This is a genomic window from Aldersonia sp. NBC_00410 (genome assembly GCF_026342035.1).
Lineage (GTDB): Bacteria > Actinomycetota > Actinomycetes > Mycobacteriales > Mycobacteriaceae > Aldersonia.
Genome location: NZ_JAPENM010000016.1, coordinates 45,169 through 59,585 on the forward strand (window position 1 = coordinate 45,169; position 14,417 = coordinate 59,585).

General features: G+C 68.1%; 16 protein-coding genes. 12 read left to right on the forward strand and 4 right to left on the reverse strand.

The features are described from left to right. Positions 1–90 precede the first annotated feature (90 nt). The 4 genes from OG921_RS25620 (at position 91) to OG921_RS25635 (ending at position 3,356) form a co-directional block, all read left to right on the forward strand. Entirely contained in the window at positions 91–381 is a 291-nt protein-coding gene (locus OG921_RS25620; protein ID WP_266115409.1) for a DUF503 domain-containing protein, read from the forward strand. A 14-nt stretch (positions 382–395) separates the two neighbouring features. Then, positions 396–872, forward strand: a complete 477-nt coding sequence (rbfA, locus tag OG921_RS25625) for a 30S ribosome-binding factor RbfA (protein ID WP_266115366.1) — start codon at positions 396–398, stop codon at positions 870–872. Positions 873–986: 114 nt separating this feature from the next. Continuing rightward, complete coding sequence (locus OG921_RS25630) at positions 987–1,964, forward strand: bifunctional oligoribonuclease/PAP phosphatase NrnA (RefSeq protein WP_266115410.1); 978 nt, start codon at positions 987–989, stop codon at positions 1,962–1,964. Positions 1,965–2,063: 99 nt separating this feature from the next. Then, complete coding sequence (locus OG921_RS25635) at positions 2,064–3,356, forward strand: MATE family efflux transporter (RefSeq protein WP_266115411.1); 1,293 nt, start codon at positions 2,064–2,066, stop codon at positions 3,354–3,356. On the opposite strand, the gene OG921_RS25640 is transcribed toward OG921_RS25635, so the two are convergent. Beyond that, positions 3,274–4,056, reverse strand: coding sequence for a rhomboid-like protein (locus tag OG921_RS25640; RefSeq protein WP_266115367.1), 783 nt, complete (start codon positions 4,054–4,056; stop codon positions 3,274–3,276). The genes OG921_RS25635 and OG921_RS25640 overlap by 83 nt on opposite strands. A 78-nt stretch (positions 4,057–4,134) precedes the next feature. On the opposite strand from OG921_RS25640, the gene OG921_RS25645 reads away from it, so the two are divergent. Genes OG921_RS25645 through truB form a run of 4 tightly spaced genes read left to right on the forward strand, consistent with a single transcriptional unit; the run spans position 4,135 to position 7,504 of the window. Continuing rightward, on the forward strand, positions 4,135–4,938 hold the full coding sequence (locus tag OG921_RS25645) for a tyrosine-protein phosphatase (RefSeq protein ID WP_266115368.1): 804 nt from the start codon (positions 4,135–4,137) through the stop codon (positions 4,936–4,938). Between the two features lie 35 nt (positions 4,939–4,973). Continuing rightward, positions 4,974–5,903 (forward strand): metallophosphoesterase, encoded by a 930-nt coding sequence (locus OG921_RS25650; protein ID WP_266115369.1) that lies wholly within the window; start codon positions 4,974–4,976, stop codon positions 5,901–5,903. After that, positions 5,900–6,565, forward strand: a complete 666-nt coding sequence (npt, locus tag OG921_RS25655) for a 4'-phosphopantetheinyl transferase Npt (protein ID WP_266115370.1) — start codon at positions 5,900–5,902, stop codon at positions 6,563–6,565. The genes OG921_RS25650 and npt overlap by 4 nt, the downstream gene beginning before the upstream one ends. Positions 6,566–6,610: 45 nt before the next feature. After that, positions 6,611–7,504, forward strand: coding sequence for a tRNA pseudouridine(55) synthase TruB (gene truB, locus OG921_RS25660; RefSeq protein WP_266115371.1), 894 nt, complete (start codon positions 6,611–6,613; stop codon positions 7,502–7,504). Between the two features lie 13 nt (positions 7,505–7,517). On the opposite strand, the gene OG921_RS25665 is transcribed toward truB, so the two are convergent. Both OG921_RS25665 and OG921_RS25670 read right to left on the reverse strand, forming a co-directional pair. After that, complete coding sequence (locus OG921_RS25665) at positions 7,518–8,180, reverse strand: metal-dependent transcriptional regulator (RefSeq protein ID WP_266115412.1); 663 nt, start codon at positions 8,178–8,180, stop codon at positions 7,518–7,520. Between the two features lie 167 nt (positions 8,181–8,347). Further along, positions 8,348–9,145, reverse strand: coding sequence for a hypothetical protein (locus tag OG921_RS25670; protein WP_266115372.1), 798 nt, complete (start codon positions 9,143–9,145; stop codon positions 8,348–8,350). Positions 9,146–9,309: 164 nt separating this feature from the next. Between OG921_RS25670 and OG921_RS25675 the strand changes: the two genes are divergently transcribed. The 4 genes from OG921_RS25675 (at position 9,310) to OG921_RS25690 (ending at position 13,880) form a co-directional block, all read left to right on the forward strand. Beyond that, positions 9,310–10,278: a bifunctional riboflavin kinase/FAD synthetase gene (locus tag OG921_RS25675; RefSeq protein ID WP_266115373.1), complete on the forward strand. Its 969-nt coding sequence runs from the start codon at positions 9,310–9,312 to the stop codon at positions 10,276–10,278. 168 nt (positions 10,279–10,446) lie between these two features. Further along, the gene (gene rpsO, locus OG921_RS25680) at positions 10,447–10,716 is read left to right on the forward strand and encodes a 30S ribosomal protein S15 (protein WP_266115374.1); all 270 of its coding nucleotides are present in this window, start codon (positions 10,447–10,449) and stop codon (positions 10,714–10,716) included. A 432-nt stretch (positions 10,717–11,148) separates the two neighbouring features. After that, on the forward strand, positions 11,149–13,440 hold the full coding sequence (locus OG921_RS25685; protein ID WP_266115375.1) for a polyribonucleotide nucleotidyltransferase: 2,292 nt from the start codon (positions 11,149–11,151) through the stop codon (positions 13,438–13,440). Between the two features lie 32 nt (positions 13,441–13,472). Continuing rightward, positions 13,473–13,880 carry a VanZ family protein gene (locus OG921_RS25690; RefSeq protein ID WP_266115376.1) on the forward strand — a complete coding sequence of 136 codons (408 nt, stop codon included), beginning with the start codon at positions 13,473–13,475 and terminating at the stop codon, positions 13,878–13,880. Here the strand turns inward: OG921_RS25690 and OG921_RS25695 are convergent, their stop codons facing one another. After that, positions 13,881–14,363, reverse strand: a complete 483-nt coding sequence (locus tag OG921_RS25695; RefSeq protein ID WP_266115377.1) for a PPOX class F420-dependent oxidoreductase — start codon at positions 14,361–14,363, stop codon at positions 13,881–13,883. It lies immediately after the preceding gene. Positions 14,364–14,417 lie beyond the last annotated feature (54 nt).

A 14,417-nucleotide genomic window follows, 5' to 3' on the forward strand; every position in this document is an offset into this window, starting at 1 on the left:
AGGAGCACAGCCCGTGCGCGGTTGACCGATCAGCCCGACCGCAAGGTCGGCCGGCAACCGCGCACGGTGCCGCCGGAAGGGAGTGTCGTGTTGTTCCTTGGCTCGCTCGAGTTCGACATTCTGCTCGGTGACGTTCATTCGTTGAAGGAGAAAAGGTCCGTCGTGCGGCCGGTCATCGCCGAACTACAACGGTTCGGTGTGTGCGCGGTCGAGGCGGGCGAGATGGATCGGCATCGCCGGGCCATGGTCGGTGTGGCGGCGGCCAGCTCCGCCGTGGGGCATCTGCACGAGGTACTCGACAAGTGCGAGCGCCACGTTGCCGCCCGACCCGAGCTGCAACTGCTCGGGGTACGCCGGCGGATCTTCGGTCCGGAAGACTGAGAGGGGCGCAAGACATGGTTGACCATGCGCGGGCAGCGCGACTGGCCAAGCGGATCGCGACCATTGTCGCCACCGCGATCGAACACGAGGTGAAGGATCCGCGGCTGCGGTTCGTCACCATCACCGACGCGAAGGTGACCGGCGACCTTCGGGACGCCACCGTGTACTACACGGTGATGGGCGCCGATATCGACTCCGAACCCGATCTCGACAGCGCGGCTGCAGGCCTGGAGAAGGCCAAGGGCGTGCTCCGCTCGAAGGTCGGCGCCGGAACCGGCGTCAAGTTCACCCCGACGTTGGCCTTCGTGCTCGACCGGGTGCCCGACACGGCCCGGCACATGGAGGAACTGCTCGCGCGTGCCCGCGCCGCCGACGACGAGGTGGCCAAGCTCGCCGCGAACGCCGTCCCCGTCGGTGACCCCGATCCCTACCGGACGGCCGACGAGAACGCCGAACCCGACGCCGGGACCGACTCCGGCGACGCCCGGTAGCGCATGTCGGATCGTTCGGACACTGGCGAACGAGTGCCGGACCGGGATGGCGCATCCGTGCCGGATCGGGATGGCGCATCCGTGCCGGACCTGGATGGCGCATCCGTGCCGGACCTGGATGCCGCATCCGTGCCGGATCTGGAAGCAGCGGTCACCGCGCTCGGGACTGCCACCTCGGTAACCGTGCTGTGCCATATCAATCCCGATGCGGATTCGCTCGGCAGTGGGCTCGCGCTCGCGCTCGCCCTGCGCGGGCGTGCAATCGCGGTGCAGGTCGCGTTCGCCGAACCGGACGACGTGCCGGTGTCGATGCGCTCGCTGCCCGGGGTCGAGTTCGTGGTGCCCGCGGACGAGGTCGCGCGCGAGGTCGATCTGCTCGTCACCGTGGACTGCGCGAGTGCGGGCCGCCTGGGCTCGCTGCGGGACCGGCTCGACGGCGCACGGACCACACTGGTCATCGATCATCACCGGTCCAACGTGCATTTCGGTGCGCTGAACGTCATCGACCCCGCCGCCGAGTCGACGACGTCGGTCGTCGCGCGGTTGCTCGATGCGCTCGATATCCCGATCGACCGCGCTATCGCGCACTGTCTGTTCGCCGGACTCGTCACCGACACCGGATCGTTCCGCTGGGTGCAGCCCGGCACGCACCGGTTCGCCGACCGGCTGCTCGATACCGGGATCGACGGTGCCGAGATCACCCGCGAACTGCTCGACACGCACCCGTTCGGCTGGCTGCCGATGTTGTCACGCGTGCTCGGCAGTGCGCGACTGGTGCCGGAAGCACACGGCGGCGCCGGACTCGTCTATGCGGTCGTCCGCACCGAGGACACCACCGGGCTGCGCTCGGAGGAGGTGGAGAGCGTCATCGACATCGTGCGCACCACCTCCGAAGCGGTGATCGCCGCGGTGCTCAAGCAATCCGGTGACGGCTCGCCGCAATGGTCGGTCTCGCTGCGTTCCCGCGACGGCGTCGACGTCGGGTCGATCGCCACCGGCCTCGGCGGCGGCGGCCATCGTTTCGCCGCCGGATACACCGCCTACGGCAGCGCGGAGGACGTCGTCGCGGACCTGCGTCTCGCGCTGGACTGACCCGTGGCCGACGCGGACCAATCGGTCGCCGAACCGGACGGCTCGGACGGATCGGTCGCGAAAACGGACGACGCCGCAGGCGACGCCGGGGCGCGCCGCATCCTCGGCCTTGCCCTGCCCGCACTCGGAGTGCTCGTCGCCGAGCCGCTCTATCTGCTGTTCGACACCGCCGTGGTCGGCCGCCTCGGCGCGCTTGCGCTGGCCGGGCTCGCGGTCGGCGGTCTGATCCTCACTCAGGTCAGCACGCAGCTGACCTTCCTGTCCTACGGGACCACCGCCCGTGCGGCACGTATGCACGGCGCGGGCGACCGGGACGGCGCGGTTCGGGAAGGGATCCAGGCGACCTGGCTGGCAATCGGTATCGGCACGGTCATCGTGATTGTGATGCAAGCACTCGCCGGACCGGTGACGGCGGTTATCGCCGGCGGTGACGACATCGCCACCGAAGCGCTCGACTGGCTGCGCGTCGGACTTTTCGGTGCGCCGCTGATCCTGGTCGGGATGGCCGGCAACGGCTGGATGCGGGGAGTCCAGAACACGATCCGCCCGCTTCGGTTCGTGGTGGTCGGGCTCGCGATTTCGGCGGTCCTGTGTCCGGTGCTCGTGCACGGCCTGGCGGGTGCGCCCCGCCTCGAACTGGTCGGCTCCGCCTGGGCCAACGTGATCGGTCAAAGTATTTCCGGTGTGCTGTTCATCGCGGCGCTGCTCCGCGAGGGGCAGAGCCTACGGCCGCAGCCCGCGGTGATGCGCAAGCAACTCGTGCTCGGTCGAGACCTGATCGCGCGCAGTCTCGCCTTCCAGGCCTGCTTCGTCTCCGCCGCGGCGGTGGCGTCGCGGTTCGGGGCGGCCACCGTCGCTGCCCACCAGGTGGTGCTGCAGCTGTGGAACTTCGTCACGCTCACCCTGGACTCGCTGGCGATCGCGGCGCAGGCATTGATCGGTGCGACGCTCGGTGCCGGGCACGCCGCCGCCGCGCAACGGCTGGCCTGGCGGATCACCGCATGGTCGACGGTGTTCGCGCTCGTGCTCGCCGCGCTGTTCGCGGCCGGGCACGCGGTCATCCCGCAGCTGTTCACTACCGATACCGAGGTGCTCGATCAGGTCGGGGTGGCGTGGTGGTTCTTCGTCGGTGTGATGCCGATCGCCGGTGTCGCGTTCGCGCTCGACGGCGTGCTGCTCGGCGCGGGCGATGCGGCGTTCCTGCGCAACGCGACGTTGGGCAGTGCCGTCGTCGGGTTTCTCCCGATGATCTGGCTCTCGCTGGTCTTCGACTGGGGTCTGGCCGGAATCTGGACCGGTCTGGCCCTGTTCATGGCGCTGCGGGCGGCGTCCGTGGTGTGGCGGACCGCGTCGGGCCGCTGGGCGGTGGTGGGAGCCGATCTGCAGCGCTGATTGGTTGGATTTCGCCGACGCCGTCGCGACGCCGCGCGCCGCGCAGGTCCCGGTAGACGCGCACCGGGTCGAGGGGTTCCCCTCGCCCGCGCACCATCGGATAGAACGCGAGCCCGATGAGAATCGAACTGAAATGTCCGAGCTCCGTGAAATCCGGGTCGAGCACCAGCGGCGCTCCGTAGACGAGCAGCACCGCCCCGAGGTACCCCCACCGCCACGGCCGCGCCACGTGATAGGTGAGCACGCCGATGACGCCGGCGAGGAAGTAACTGACGCCGACATCGCGAACGTCGACAAGCGACGCGTCCGCCTCACCCCAATGGATCTCCAGGCCCAGCACGCCTTCGCTGATGTAGGTCGCCAGCACGTGCGCGGTGAACCCAACCAGCACCCAGCGCCAAGCGCCCAGCCACCGTTCGGCCGTCGCGTGGAACACGCAGAACGACAGCAGGTAGGGCAGCCAGTAGGCGCCGTCGATCCACAGCAGGCTGGTGAACAGCACCTGCAGCGGCTCGTCGGCAAGATTGTTCAGATTGGTGGACCGGTCCCCGAGCAGGGAGTCGAGCGCCGCCGGCGTGAGCAGATGCTGCACCACGGTCGTGACCAGCAGGATCGCCAGCCACGCAAAGGTCCACGGCGCGCGGCGGACGTAGGTCCGAACCGCAGGCCATGTGCGCGAAGCGGTGCCGCGGACAGACATGGCTGCTCCTCGAATCGGAGTATGCCTCGCCGATGGTACCGACCGCCGCGCTACTCCGCGGCTGGCAGGATCACCGGCATGACCCGCCCCTCAGATGCCCCGCTCGAGATCGCCGGCCTGCCCAACCTGCGTGACGTCGGCGGCTGGCCGACCACCGACGGTGGCCGCGTCCGGCGCGGGATGCTGTACCGCTCCGTCGAATTGAACCGGCTCGACGACGACGGGGTCACCGCGTTCGCGGCGCTCGGCATCCGCACCGTCTACGACCTGCGCACCGAGGTCGAACGGGTGGCACAGCCGGATCGGCTGCCCGAGGGCACGGCCCACGTCGTCGCCGATGTGCTTGCCGAGACGGTGGGGGCGGCCTCGGCGCAGATGCTCGAGTTTCTCGAAGACCCGGGCAAGGCGGTCGCACTGCTCACCGACGGCGTCGCGGAAACGGCGTTGTCCGACAGCTACCGGCACATCGTTTCTTCCGGCAGCGCCCTGCACGCCTATCGTCGGCTCTACACCGGCCTCGCCGACCCCCGATCCCGGCCGGCGTTGCTGCATTGCACCACCGGCAAGGACCGCACCGGGTGGGGCGCCGCGGCGCTGTTGCTGCTGCTGCGGGTGAGCGAGCAGGACGTGTTGCGCGACTATCTGCTCACCAACGAGGAGTTGTTGCCCGCGCTCGCGCCGATCTTCGAGAAGTTCGAGGTCGCGGGCGGCGATCCGGCCATGCTGCGGCCGCTGCTCGGCGTGCAGGAGTCCTATCTGCGCACCGCCCTGGACGAGATGAACACGAGGTTCGGCGACATCGAGGGCTACTTCCGTCGCGGCCTCGGCCTGGACGGGGCCACGCTGGACACGTTGCGGGAGGCGTTCGTGGAACCCGCCTGATCGGCGCCGACGCCGGATACGGCACAGTTGTGGACATGGCACCGAAGTTGATGGCGGTGAGCGACATTCATGTCGGTCACCGCGGTAATCGGCCGATCACCGAACAGATCGAGGCCGATTCGCCGGAGGACTGGCTGATTCTCGCCGGCGATGTCTCGGAAAAAACCGACGATATCCGCTGGGCGCTGGAACTGATGCGCAGCCGATTCGCCAAGGTCATCTGGGTGCCGGGCAACCACGAGCTGTGGACCACCGCGAAGGATCCGGTGCAGATTCACGGCGCCCCGCGTTACGACTACCTCGTCGACATGTGCCGCGAACTGGACGTGATCACTCCGGAGGATCCGTTCCCGGTGTGGGAGCACGACGAGTCCGGCCCGATCACGCTGGTGCCGATGTTCCTGCTCTACGACTACTCGTTCCTGCCGACCGGGGCGACGAACAAGGCGGACGGACTCGCGATCGCGCGGGAGCGCAACGTGGTGTGCACCGACGAGTTCCTGCTCGCTTCCGAGCCCTACGTGACGCGCGACGCGTGGTGCCGCGCCCGCGTGGAACTCACCCGGAAGCGGCTCGACGCATTGGCGCCGGACACCCGGGTGGTGCTGATCAACCACTGGCCGCTGGTGCGCCAACCGACCGAGGTGCTGTTCTACCCGGAGTTCGCGCTGTGGTGCGGCACTACCGAGACCGCCGACTGGCATCGCCGGTACAACGTCGTCTGCTCGGTGTACGGCCACCTACACATCCCGCGCACGACCTACTACGACGGTGTGCGCTTCGAGGAAGTGTCGGTCGGCTATCCCCGCGAGTGGCAGCGGCGGGGGCTGCCCGAACAGGTGCTGCGCCAGATTCTGCCGGTGCCGGAGTATCCGCCGGGTTCGTTGAACAAGTGGGGTGGGCATTTCAAGGTGTCGCCCGAGATGGAGGCCGAAGTCGAGAAGATGCGGTCCCGAGCACGATGATCGAACGGATCCTGCCCGACGGCGTCGCCGCCGCCGAGTTGCGCGAATTCCCCACCGGACTGGTCCCGCATCCCGCGGAGGAACCGTTGATTGCGCGTGCGGTGGAGAAACGTCGCCGCGATTTCATCGGCGCGCGGCACTGCGCCCGCATCGCGCTCGGCAAGCTCGGCGAGCCGCCTGCCGCGATTCTCAAGGGGGAGAAGGGGCAGCCGCTGTTTCCGCGCGGCATCGTCGGCAGTCTCACCCACTGCGACGGCTATCAGGCAGCGGTCCTCGCGCACGCCCTGCGCTACCGCTCGGTGGGGATCGACGCCGAGCCGCACGAAGCGCTGCCGGACGGTGTGCTCGACGCGGTGAGCCTGCCCGCCGAACGCGACTGGCTTGCGGCGAACGAAACCGGCCTCAACCTGGATCGGTTGCTGTTCTGCGCCAAGGAGGCGACCTACAAGGCGTGGTTCCCGTTGACCGAGCGGTGGCTCGGCTTCGAGGACGCGCACATCACGTTCGAAACGACCGGCACGTCGGAGGGCGCCACGCTCGGCACCTTCCACAGCGACCTGCTCGTGGACGGCAAGACCGTGGCGGGCGCGCCGCTCGCGGCATTCGACGGACGCTGGCAGATCGCGGACGGGTACATCCTGGCAGCGATCGTGGTGTCGTGATGAGCGCCCCGACGGTGTCATCATGAGCGACCCGGCGGTGTCATCATGAGCGGCCCGCTCGCCGGCGCCGGGCTGCTGATCGTCGACAAAGACGGCGGGATGACCAGCCACGACGTGGTCGCCCGCTGCCGGAAACTGATGCGCACCCGCAAGATCGGGCATGCCGGCACGTTGGATCCGATGGCGACGGGGGTGCTCGTCCTCGGTGTCGAGCGCGCCACCAAGATGCTCGGTCTGCTCGCGCTCACCACGAAGGAGTACACCGCGACGATCCGGCTCGGCGTGTCCACCACGACCGATGATGCGGAAGGTGAGGAGCTGACCCGCGCCGACGCGTCCGGCTGCACCGACGCCGAGATCGCGGCGGGGATCGCGGTGTTGACCGGTGAGATCGCGCAGGTGCCTGCGACGGTCAGCGCCATCAAGGTGGACGGCAAACGTGCCTACGCCCGACATCGCGAGGGGGAGCAGGTCGAGCTCGCGGCGCGCCCGGTGACGGTATCGCGATTCGAGGTCCTCGCCCGCCGTGACGTCGAGTCATGCGTGGACCTCGACGTGGTGGTGGAGTGCTCGTCGGGCACCTATGTGCGTGCGCTGGCGCGCGATCTCGGTGCCGGTCTCGGCGTCGGCGGGCACCTGACGGCGTTGCGCCGCACCAGGGTCGGGCCGTTCACTCTCGACCATGCCCGCACCCTCGACGAACTCGCCGACGACCCGAGGGTGAGCCTGGATATCGACGAGGTCGCGCGAATCGCGTTCCCGCACCGCACGATCGACGATGCCGAGGCGGAGAACCTGCGGCACGGCCGCTGGCTCGAACCGATCGGCATGGCGGGCGTGTACGCCGCGATCGATCCCGCGGGCCGGGCGATCGCCCTGCTGCAGGAGAGCGGCCGACGAGCCGCGTCGGTGATGGTGGTGCGTCCGTCCAATCTGTGACGATTGGTCGGCCTCAGTCCGAGACGAGCCAGATCGCCTGTGCGGCAGGGTTGCCCAGATCGACGGGGTCGGCACCGAGGTCGCCGAGCCGAATGGCGACGGTGCCGGCGAAGTCGCGGCGCTCGACCACGGTGATGCGGGTATCGAGCGCGATTCCGACCGAGTCGAAGTAGCGCAGCATGGCCGGATCACTGTCCGAGATGCGTGCCACCCGCCCGGATTCTCCGTTGCCGAAGCCGCTGAGCTGGCGGGCGGGCGGGGTGGGGATTTCGCCGTCGATGGAGGGGATCGGATCGCCGTGCGGGTCGCGCTCCGGATAGCCGAGCTTGCTGTCGATCCGGGTCATCAGCAGGTCGGATACGGCGTGCTCGAGCACCTCGGCTTCGTCGTGTACCTCGTCCCAGCCGTACCCGAGCTCGTTCACCAGGAACGTCTCGAGCAGTCGGTGCTTGCGGACCATGGCCACCGCTGCGGCGCTGCCTGCCGGGGTGAGCTGGATCGATCCATAGCGCACGTGGTCGACGAGGCCCTGATCGGCGAGCTTGCGGACGGCCTCGGAGACGGTCGAGGCCGACACGCCGATGCGTTCGGCGAGCAGCTTCGTCGAGACGGGCTCGGCCGACCATTCGCATGCGGTCCAGATGACCTTCAGGTAGTCCTGGGCCACCGACGTCAGGGGTGCGCGGGCGTCCGTCCCGGAATCGGCGACCGGGTCGGTCGCCTGTCCTGTCCGCTGTCGTTTGCCGGGCACACGACGAGCTTAACCGCGACGGTGGATAGTGGGGACACGCAAGTAACGGTGCGGCGCCCGCCGAACGGGTTCTGCACAGCGATTGCGATAGCTCAGCGGGGGAGCGGCAATGCAGTTGCGAGCGAGTCGAGCAATGCGCGCAGACCGGGGTCGTTCAACAACGGTGGCGGGGGCGGCGCAACCGGTGCCCGCTCCGGTCCGAACGCGCCTTGCACGTCCGCAGTCTGCTCCGCGGGCCCGCCGTAGGTCTGCGCCGCCACCGAGAAATCGGTACCGAACGATGCCGATGCCACGCTCGACTGCCCGAAATCCGACCAGCCCCATTTGCTTCCGACCGCGCCGGGCAACGTCGAGGTACCCCAATCCTGGCTGGTGCCATCGGCTGCCACGGGTGCCGCGTCGCCCATCCAGACGAACATCGGGGACGCCGGGTCGGTCCGTTTCTTCGCTTCGAGGAAGGTGACGATGTCGGCGGTGCTGGTCGACGAGCTGCCCCAGTAGCCGCCACCGGTTGCCGTCAGCCCGTATTCGGCTGCGGTGGCGGCGATTGCACCGGGGTACTTTCCGGCGAGCTGCTCGGCGGCTCCGTCGTCGGAGTAGCGGATCGCCCGTTCGGACAGCGCACGGTCGGCGGCGGAGCCGTCGCCGTGGCGCAGGGCGTGGTCTACGAGATACAGCTTGCTCACCGAAAGTGCCGGTCGACTCTCGCCCTGGTTCGCCGTGCCGACCCGCAGGCCGGTTGGCGAGTGCGCGAAGCTGATCGACGTTCGTCCCGGTACGGCGGCGAAGTTGTCGATCGGTGCGGGTGCGGCGGTGGCGACTGTCGGCGAGAGGATGACGGCCAGAACTGTCGCCCCTCCGGCGATGGTGCGGGATCGTCTGCGGAGCATCGGGTGCATCCTTCCCGGACGGCGGCACGCGGCAGGTTGTTTGTCCGGGTTCCCCATCCGGACCCGAACGAACCCATAGGCGCCCACCGCGAGACTGATCGTGTTCGGTCGTGTCGACCGAGGCGAAGGTGACGGTGCAGCGCCGATTCCCCTAGGCTGCCCCTGTGCAGAGGTGGCGAGGGTTCGATGAAATTCCTGCCGACTGGGGCCGTTGCGTTTTGACCATCGGCGTTTTCGACGGCATGCATCGCGGACACATGCAACTCATTTCGCGGGCGGTGGAATCGGCCGCTGCGCGGGATGTGCCGAGCGTGCTCATGACGTTCGATCCGCACCCCATGGAGGTCGTGCGCCCCGGCAGTCATCCGGCGCAGCTGACCACTCTGTCGCGTCGCGCCGAACTCGCCGAGCAGCTCGGCATCGACGTGTTCTGTGTGGTGCCGTTCACGCCCGACTTCATGAAGCTCACGCCCGGCCGGTATGTGCACGATCTGCTCGTCGAGCGGTTGCACGTGGTCGAGGTCGTGGTGGGTGTCAACTTCACGTTCGGGAAGAAGGCCACGGGCACCATCGAGACGATGGAGGAAATGGGCCGCAAGTTCGGCTTCGAGGTGGAGGGCCTCAAGTTGCTCGAGGAGCATGCGGTCACGTTCTCGTCGACCTACATCCGGTCATGCGTCGATGCCGGCGACGTGCGTGCCGCCGCGGAAGCGCTCGGCCGCGCGCACCGGGTGGAAGGCGTGGTCGTACACGGCGACGGCCGCGGTCGCGAACTCGGTTATCCCACCGCGAATGTCGCGCCGCCGATGCATGCTGCAATCCCCGCCGACGGTGTGTACGCGGGGTGGTTCACCGTGCTCGGGCCGGGACCGACGATCGGCGAGGTGATCGCAGGCGAGCCTGCCCGGGCGGCGATTTCGATCGGCACCAACCCGACGTTCTCCGGGCGCACCCGCACTGTCGAGGCGTATGTGCTCGAGGGCGAGGCGGACCTCTACGGCCAGCACGTCGCGGTGGATTTCGTCGAGCATCTTCGCGGGATGGAGAAGTTCGACTCGGTGGACGACCTCATCGTCGAGATGGGCAAGGATGCCGAACGCGCTCGCGCCGTGCTCGGCGCAACCGGACCCTGAATTCGGACTTCGCCGACCTGCCGACTGCACCGGCGGCGACGCGATTTTTTGTCCACGACCTGCACTGGTAGTCTGGATCGCTGTGTGTGCTGCGGTTCGCGGCGGCCGCACCGATCGGCCCGGGCATCGGCTCGGGCACACGCGCGGACTTGATTACCAGGAGTAGTAGTGGCACTGACTGTCGAGCAGAAGAAGCAGATCCTGTCCGAGTACGGACTGCACGAGACCGACACCGGTTCGCCGGAGGCACAGGTCGCAATGTTGACCCGCCGCATCGTCGACCTCACCGAGCACCTCAAGCAGCACAAGCACGACCATCACTCGCGTCGCGGCCTGCTGCTGCTCGTCGGCCGTCGCCGTCGCCTGCTGAAGTACATCCAGCGGGTCGACGTTGCGCGTTACCGCTCGCTGATCGAGCGTCTCGGCCTGCGTCGCTGATCGCGACTCGAGCGGAGATCGAGGAAAAGCAATACCGAGTCGAAGCACACCGGAATCGTCCACCTTCGGGTGTGTCGGACGGACACGTGAAGTAGCCAGCGGGGCAACGCCTAGAATTGTCCCGTTGGCTATTCGTGTTTGCGCCAAAGCGCGCAGCACGAGTCGGCTCAACACCTAACGTGGATGCCGAGCATCCACACCACAGCCGTATGTACCTGCCTGTCGTGGCGTCGGTCTTCGGTAGTGGCTTTTCGGTTCCGCGAGCGGAATCCGGAAGGCTTCGATCGATGACCGCCTCCGCGCAGCCGCGTCCGAAGAAATTGCGACGCGCCGCGTCCGACGAGAGGACGCGAGCAAAGGTGCGCACGACCGGCCAGGAGGGCAGGGTCGTGTCCCGCGGGTACGGCGAAGACGAGAGGTAGAGAGAAAGAAATGACTCAAACGCAGGAATCGCCCAGCACCGCCGTAGAGGTGGACGAAGGCGTGTTCGAATCCGCCGCCGTGATCGATAACGGCACCTATGGCACCCGCACCATCCGCTTCGAGACGGGCCGACTCGCCCAGCAGGCCGCCGGCGCGGTCGTGGCGTACCTCGACGACGAGACCATGCTGCTCTCGGCCACCACCGCAGGCAAGCATCCCAAGGAGCATTTCGACTTCTTCCCGCTCACGGTGGACGTCGAGGAGCGCATGTACGCCGCGGGCCGCATCCCCGGCTCGTTCTTCCGCCGTGAGGGCCGTCCTTCCACGGACGCCATCCTCACCTGCCGGCTGATCGACCGGCCGCTGCGCCCGTCGTTCGTCGACGGACTGCGCAACGAGATCCAGGTTGTCGTCACGATCCTGAGCCTCGATCCGAACGATCTCTACGACGTCGTCGCGATCAACGCGGCCTCCGCATCCACCCAGATCGCGGGCCTGCCGTTCTCCGGTCCGGTCGGTGGCGTGCGTGTCGCGCTGATCACCAGCGAAGAGAAGAAGGCCGGCCAGTGGGTCGCGTTCCCGACGGTGGAGCAGCTCGAGAACGCCGTGTTCGACATGGTCGTCGCCGGCCGCGTCGTGTCCGGTGCCGGTGACAGTGCAGACGTCGCGATCATGATGGTCGAGGCCGAGGCCACCGATAACGTGATCGAGCTCATCGACGGTGGCGCACAGGCGCCGACCGAGGCGATCGTCGCCGAGGGCCTCGAGGCGGCCAAGCCGTTCATTGCCCGGCTGTGCAAGGCGCAGGCCGATCTCGCCGAGAAGGCCGCCAAGCCGACCGGTGACTACCCGGTGTTCCCGGCCTACCAGGACGATGTGTACGCCGCCGTCGAGTCGGCCGCCGCCGACAAGCTCGCCGAGGCGCTCACCATCGCGGGCAAGCAGGAGCGCGACGACCGCACCGACGAGATCAAGGGTGAGGTGCTCGACGCGGTTGCACCGAACTTCGAGGGTCGCGAGAAGGAGATCGGCGCAGCGTTCCGCTCGCTGACCAAGAAGCTGGTCCGCCAGCGCATCCTGCGCGACAAGTTCCGTATCGACGGCCGCGGCATCACCGACATCCGGTCGCTCTCGGCCGAGGTCGCGGTCATTCCGCGGGCGCACGGCTCGGCGCTGTTCGAGCGCGGTGAAACCCAGATCATGGGTGTCACCACGCTGGACATGGTGAAGATGGCGCAGCAGATCGACTCGCTCGGTCCCGAGACCAGCAAGCGCTACATGCACCACTACAACTTCCCGCCGTACTCGACCGGTGAGACCGGCCGCGTGGGCTCGCCGAAGCGCCGCGAGATCGGTCACGGCGCACTCGCCGAGCGCGCGCTCATGCCGGTGCTGCCGAGCCAGGAAGAGTTCCCCTACGCCATCCGGCAGGTGTCCGAGGCGCTCAGCTCCAACGGTTCCACGTCGATGGGCTCGGTGTGTGCTTCGACGCTGTCGCTGCTCAATGCCGGTGTGCCGCTGAAGGCGCCGGTCGCGGGCATCGCGATGGGCCTGGTGTCCGACGAGGTCGACGGCGAGACCCGTTACGTCGCGCTCACCGACATCCTCGGGGCCGAGGACGCGTTCGGCGACATGGACTTCAAGGTCGCAGGCACGAAGGATTTCGTCACCGCGCTGCAGCTCGACACGAAGCTCGACGGCATCCCCTCGCAGGTGCTCGCGGGTGCGCTGAGCCAGGCGCACGACGCCCGGACGACCATCCTCGAGGTGATGGCCGAGGCCATCGACGCCCCGGACGAGATGAGCCCGTACGCCCCGCGCGTCACGGCGATCAAGGTTCCGGTCGACAAGATCGGTGAGGTCATCGGCCCCAAGGGCAAGATGATCAACTCGATCACCGAGCAGACCGGTGCGAACATCTCCATCGAGGACGACGGCACCGTGTTCGTCGGCGCCACCGATGGTCCGTCTGCACAGGCCGCGATCGACATGATCAACGCCATCGCGAACCCGCAGCTGCCCAAGGTGGGCGAGCGCTTCCTGGGCACGGTCGTCAAGACCACCGCCTTCGGCGCATTCGTCTCGCTGCTCCCGGGCCGTGACGGTCTCGTGCACATCTCGAAGCTGGGCAACGGCAAGCGGATCGCCAAGGTCGAGGACGTCGTCGGCGTGGGTGACAAGCTCCGCGTAGAGATCGCCGATATCGACAACCGCGGCAAGATCTCGCTGGTCCCGGTCCAGGAAGAGGAGGCGGCTGCTGCTGCGCCTGCCGCCGAGGCCGACGCGGGCGCCGACGCGTAGCGTCCCAGCATCACACCGCGAACAAATCGGTCGTGACCTCGAAAGCCCCGCACTCGAACCGTCGAGTGCGGGGCTTTTCGCGCGTGGTCGGCTCCCTCCGCTCGCGCCGGGCCGTGCCATTTCTCGTCGCGCTGGGTGTCACCTTCTTCATGCTGTTCTCGCCCGGCTCGACCGTGCCGAGTGGCCCCCCGAACAGCGACAAACTCACCCACCTGCTGATGTTCCTCGTTCTCACGGTGACCGCGTGCCACGCCGGATTCCGCATGGGGGCCGTGCTGATCGGGATCGCCGGCTACGCCGCGGTGTCGGAGGTGCTGCAAGCGGTGCTGCCGATCCGGCGCAGCGGTTCGGTATGGGACTGGCTCGCCGACCTGCTCGGGATCCTCGCGGGATTGGGCATTGTCGCGGCCTGGCGTGCCCATCTCGGGAGACGAGCGTGATCAGCCGCCGGCGTCCAGGCGCGCCGCGACATCGGCCGGGAAGCCGCCGGTGGCGATCGGGCCCCACCGCGTCGGGGTGATCCGGATGATCGACTTGTTCTGCGTGCGCATCGCGGCGCGGTACTCGTCCCAGTTCGGGTGTTCGCCCGAGATCGTGCGGAAGTAGTCGACCAGTCCGTCTTCGGCGGCCGGCATGTCGAGCACTTCGGCGGTGCCGTCGATCTGGACCCAGGCGTCGTTCCAATCATCGGACAGGACGAGGACGCTGACCGCCGGGTTCCGGCGGGCGTTGTTCGCTTTCGCCCGAGCCGGGTAGGTCGAGATGACGATACGGCCTTCGGCGTCCACGCCACCGGTGACGGGGGAGATCTGTGCCGAACCGTCGGCGCGAATGGTGCTCAGGATCAGGTGATGTCGTGGCCGGGCGAATTCGAGCAGTTCCGCACGCCCGACGGCGCTGTTCGTTGCGACTTTGCGAGCCATGGTCTAGACCATATGTCGAGCGCACACTGGCGCGTGGTCGCAGCGGGCTGTCCG

What these genes read in the sequence shown, in the direction of transcription:
- rbfA (WP_266115366.1), top strand. Translation starts at nt 396, where the DNA reads ATGGTTGACCATGCGCGGGCAGCGCGACTGGCCAAGCGGATCGCGACC.
- OG921_RS25640 (WP_266115367.1), bottom strand. Translation starts at nt 4,056, where the DNA reads ATGTCTGTCCGCGGCACCGCTTCGCGCACATGGCCTGCGGTTCGGACC.
- OG921_RS25645 (WP_266115368.1), top strand. Translation starts at nt 4,135, where the DNA reads ATGACCCGCCCCTCAGATGCCCCGCTCGAGATCGCCGGCCTGCCCAAC.
- OG921_RS25650 (WP_266115369.1), top strand. Translation starts at nt 4,974, where the DNA reads ATGGCACCGAAGTTGATGGCGGTGAGCGACATTCATGTCGGTCACCGC.
- npt (WP_266115370.1), top strand. Translation starts at nt 5,900, where the DNA reads ATGATCGAACGGATCCTGCCCGACGGCGTCGCCGCCGCCGAGTTGCGC.
- truB (WP_266115371.1), top strand. Translation starts at nt 6,611, where the DNA reads ATGAGCGGCCCGCTCGCCGGCGCCGGGCTGCTGATCGTCGACAAAGAC.
- OG921_RS25670 (WP_266115372.1), bottom strand. Translation starts at nt 9,145, where the DNA reads ATGCTCCGCAGACGATCCCGCACCATCGCCGGAGGGGCGACAGTTCTG.
- OG921_RS25685 (WP_266115375.1), top strand. Translation starts at nt 11,149, where the DNA reads ATGACTCAAACGCAGGAATCGCCCAGCACCGCCGTAGAGGTGGACGAA.
- OG921_RS25695 (WP_266115377.1), bottom strand. Translation starts at nt 14,363, where the DNA reads ATGGCTCGCAAAGTCGCAACGAACAGCGCCGTCGGGCGTGCGGAACTG.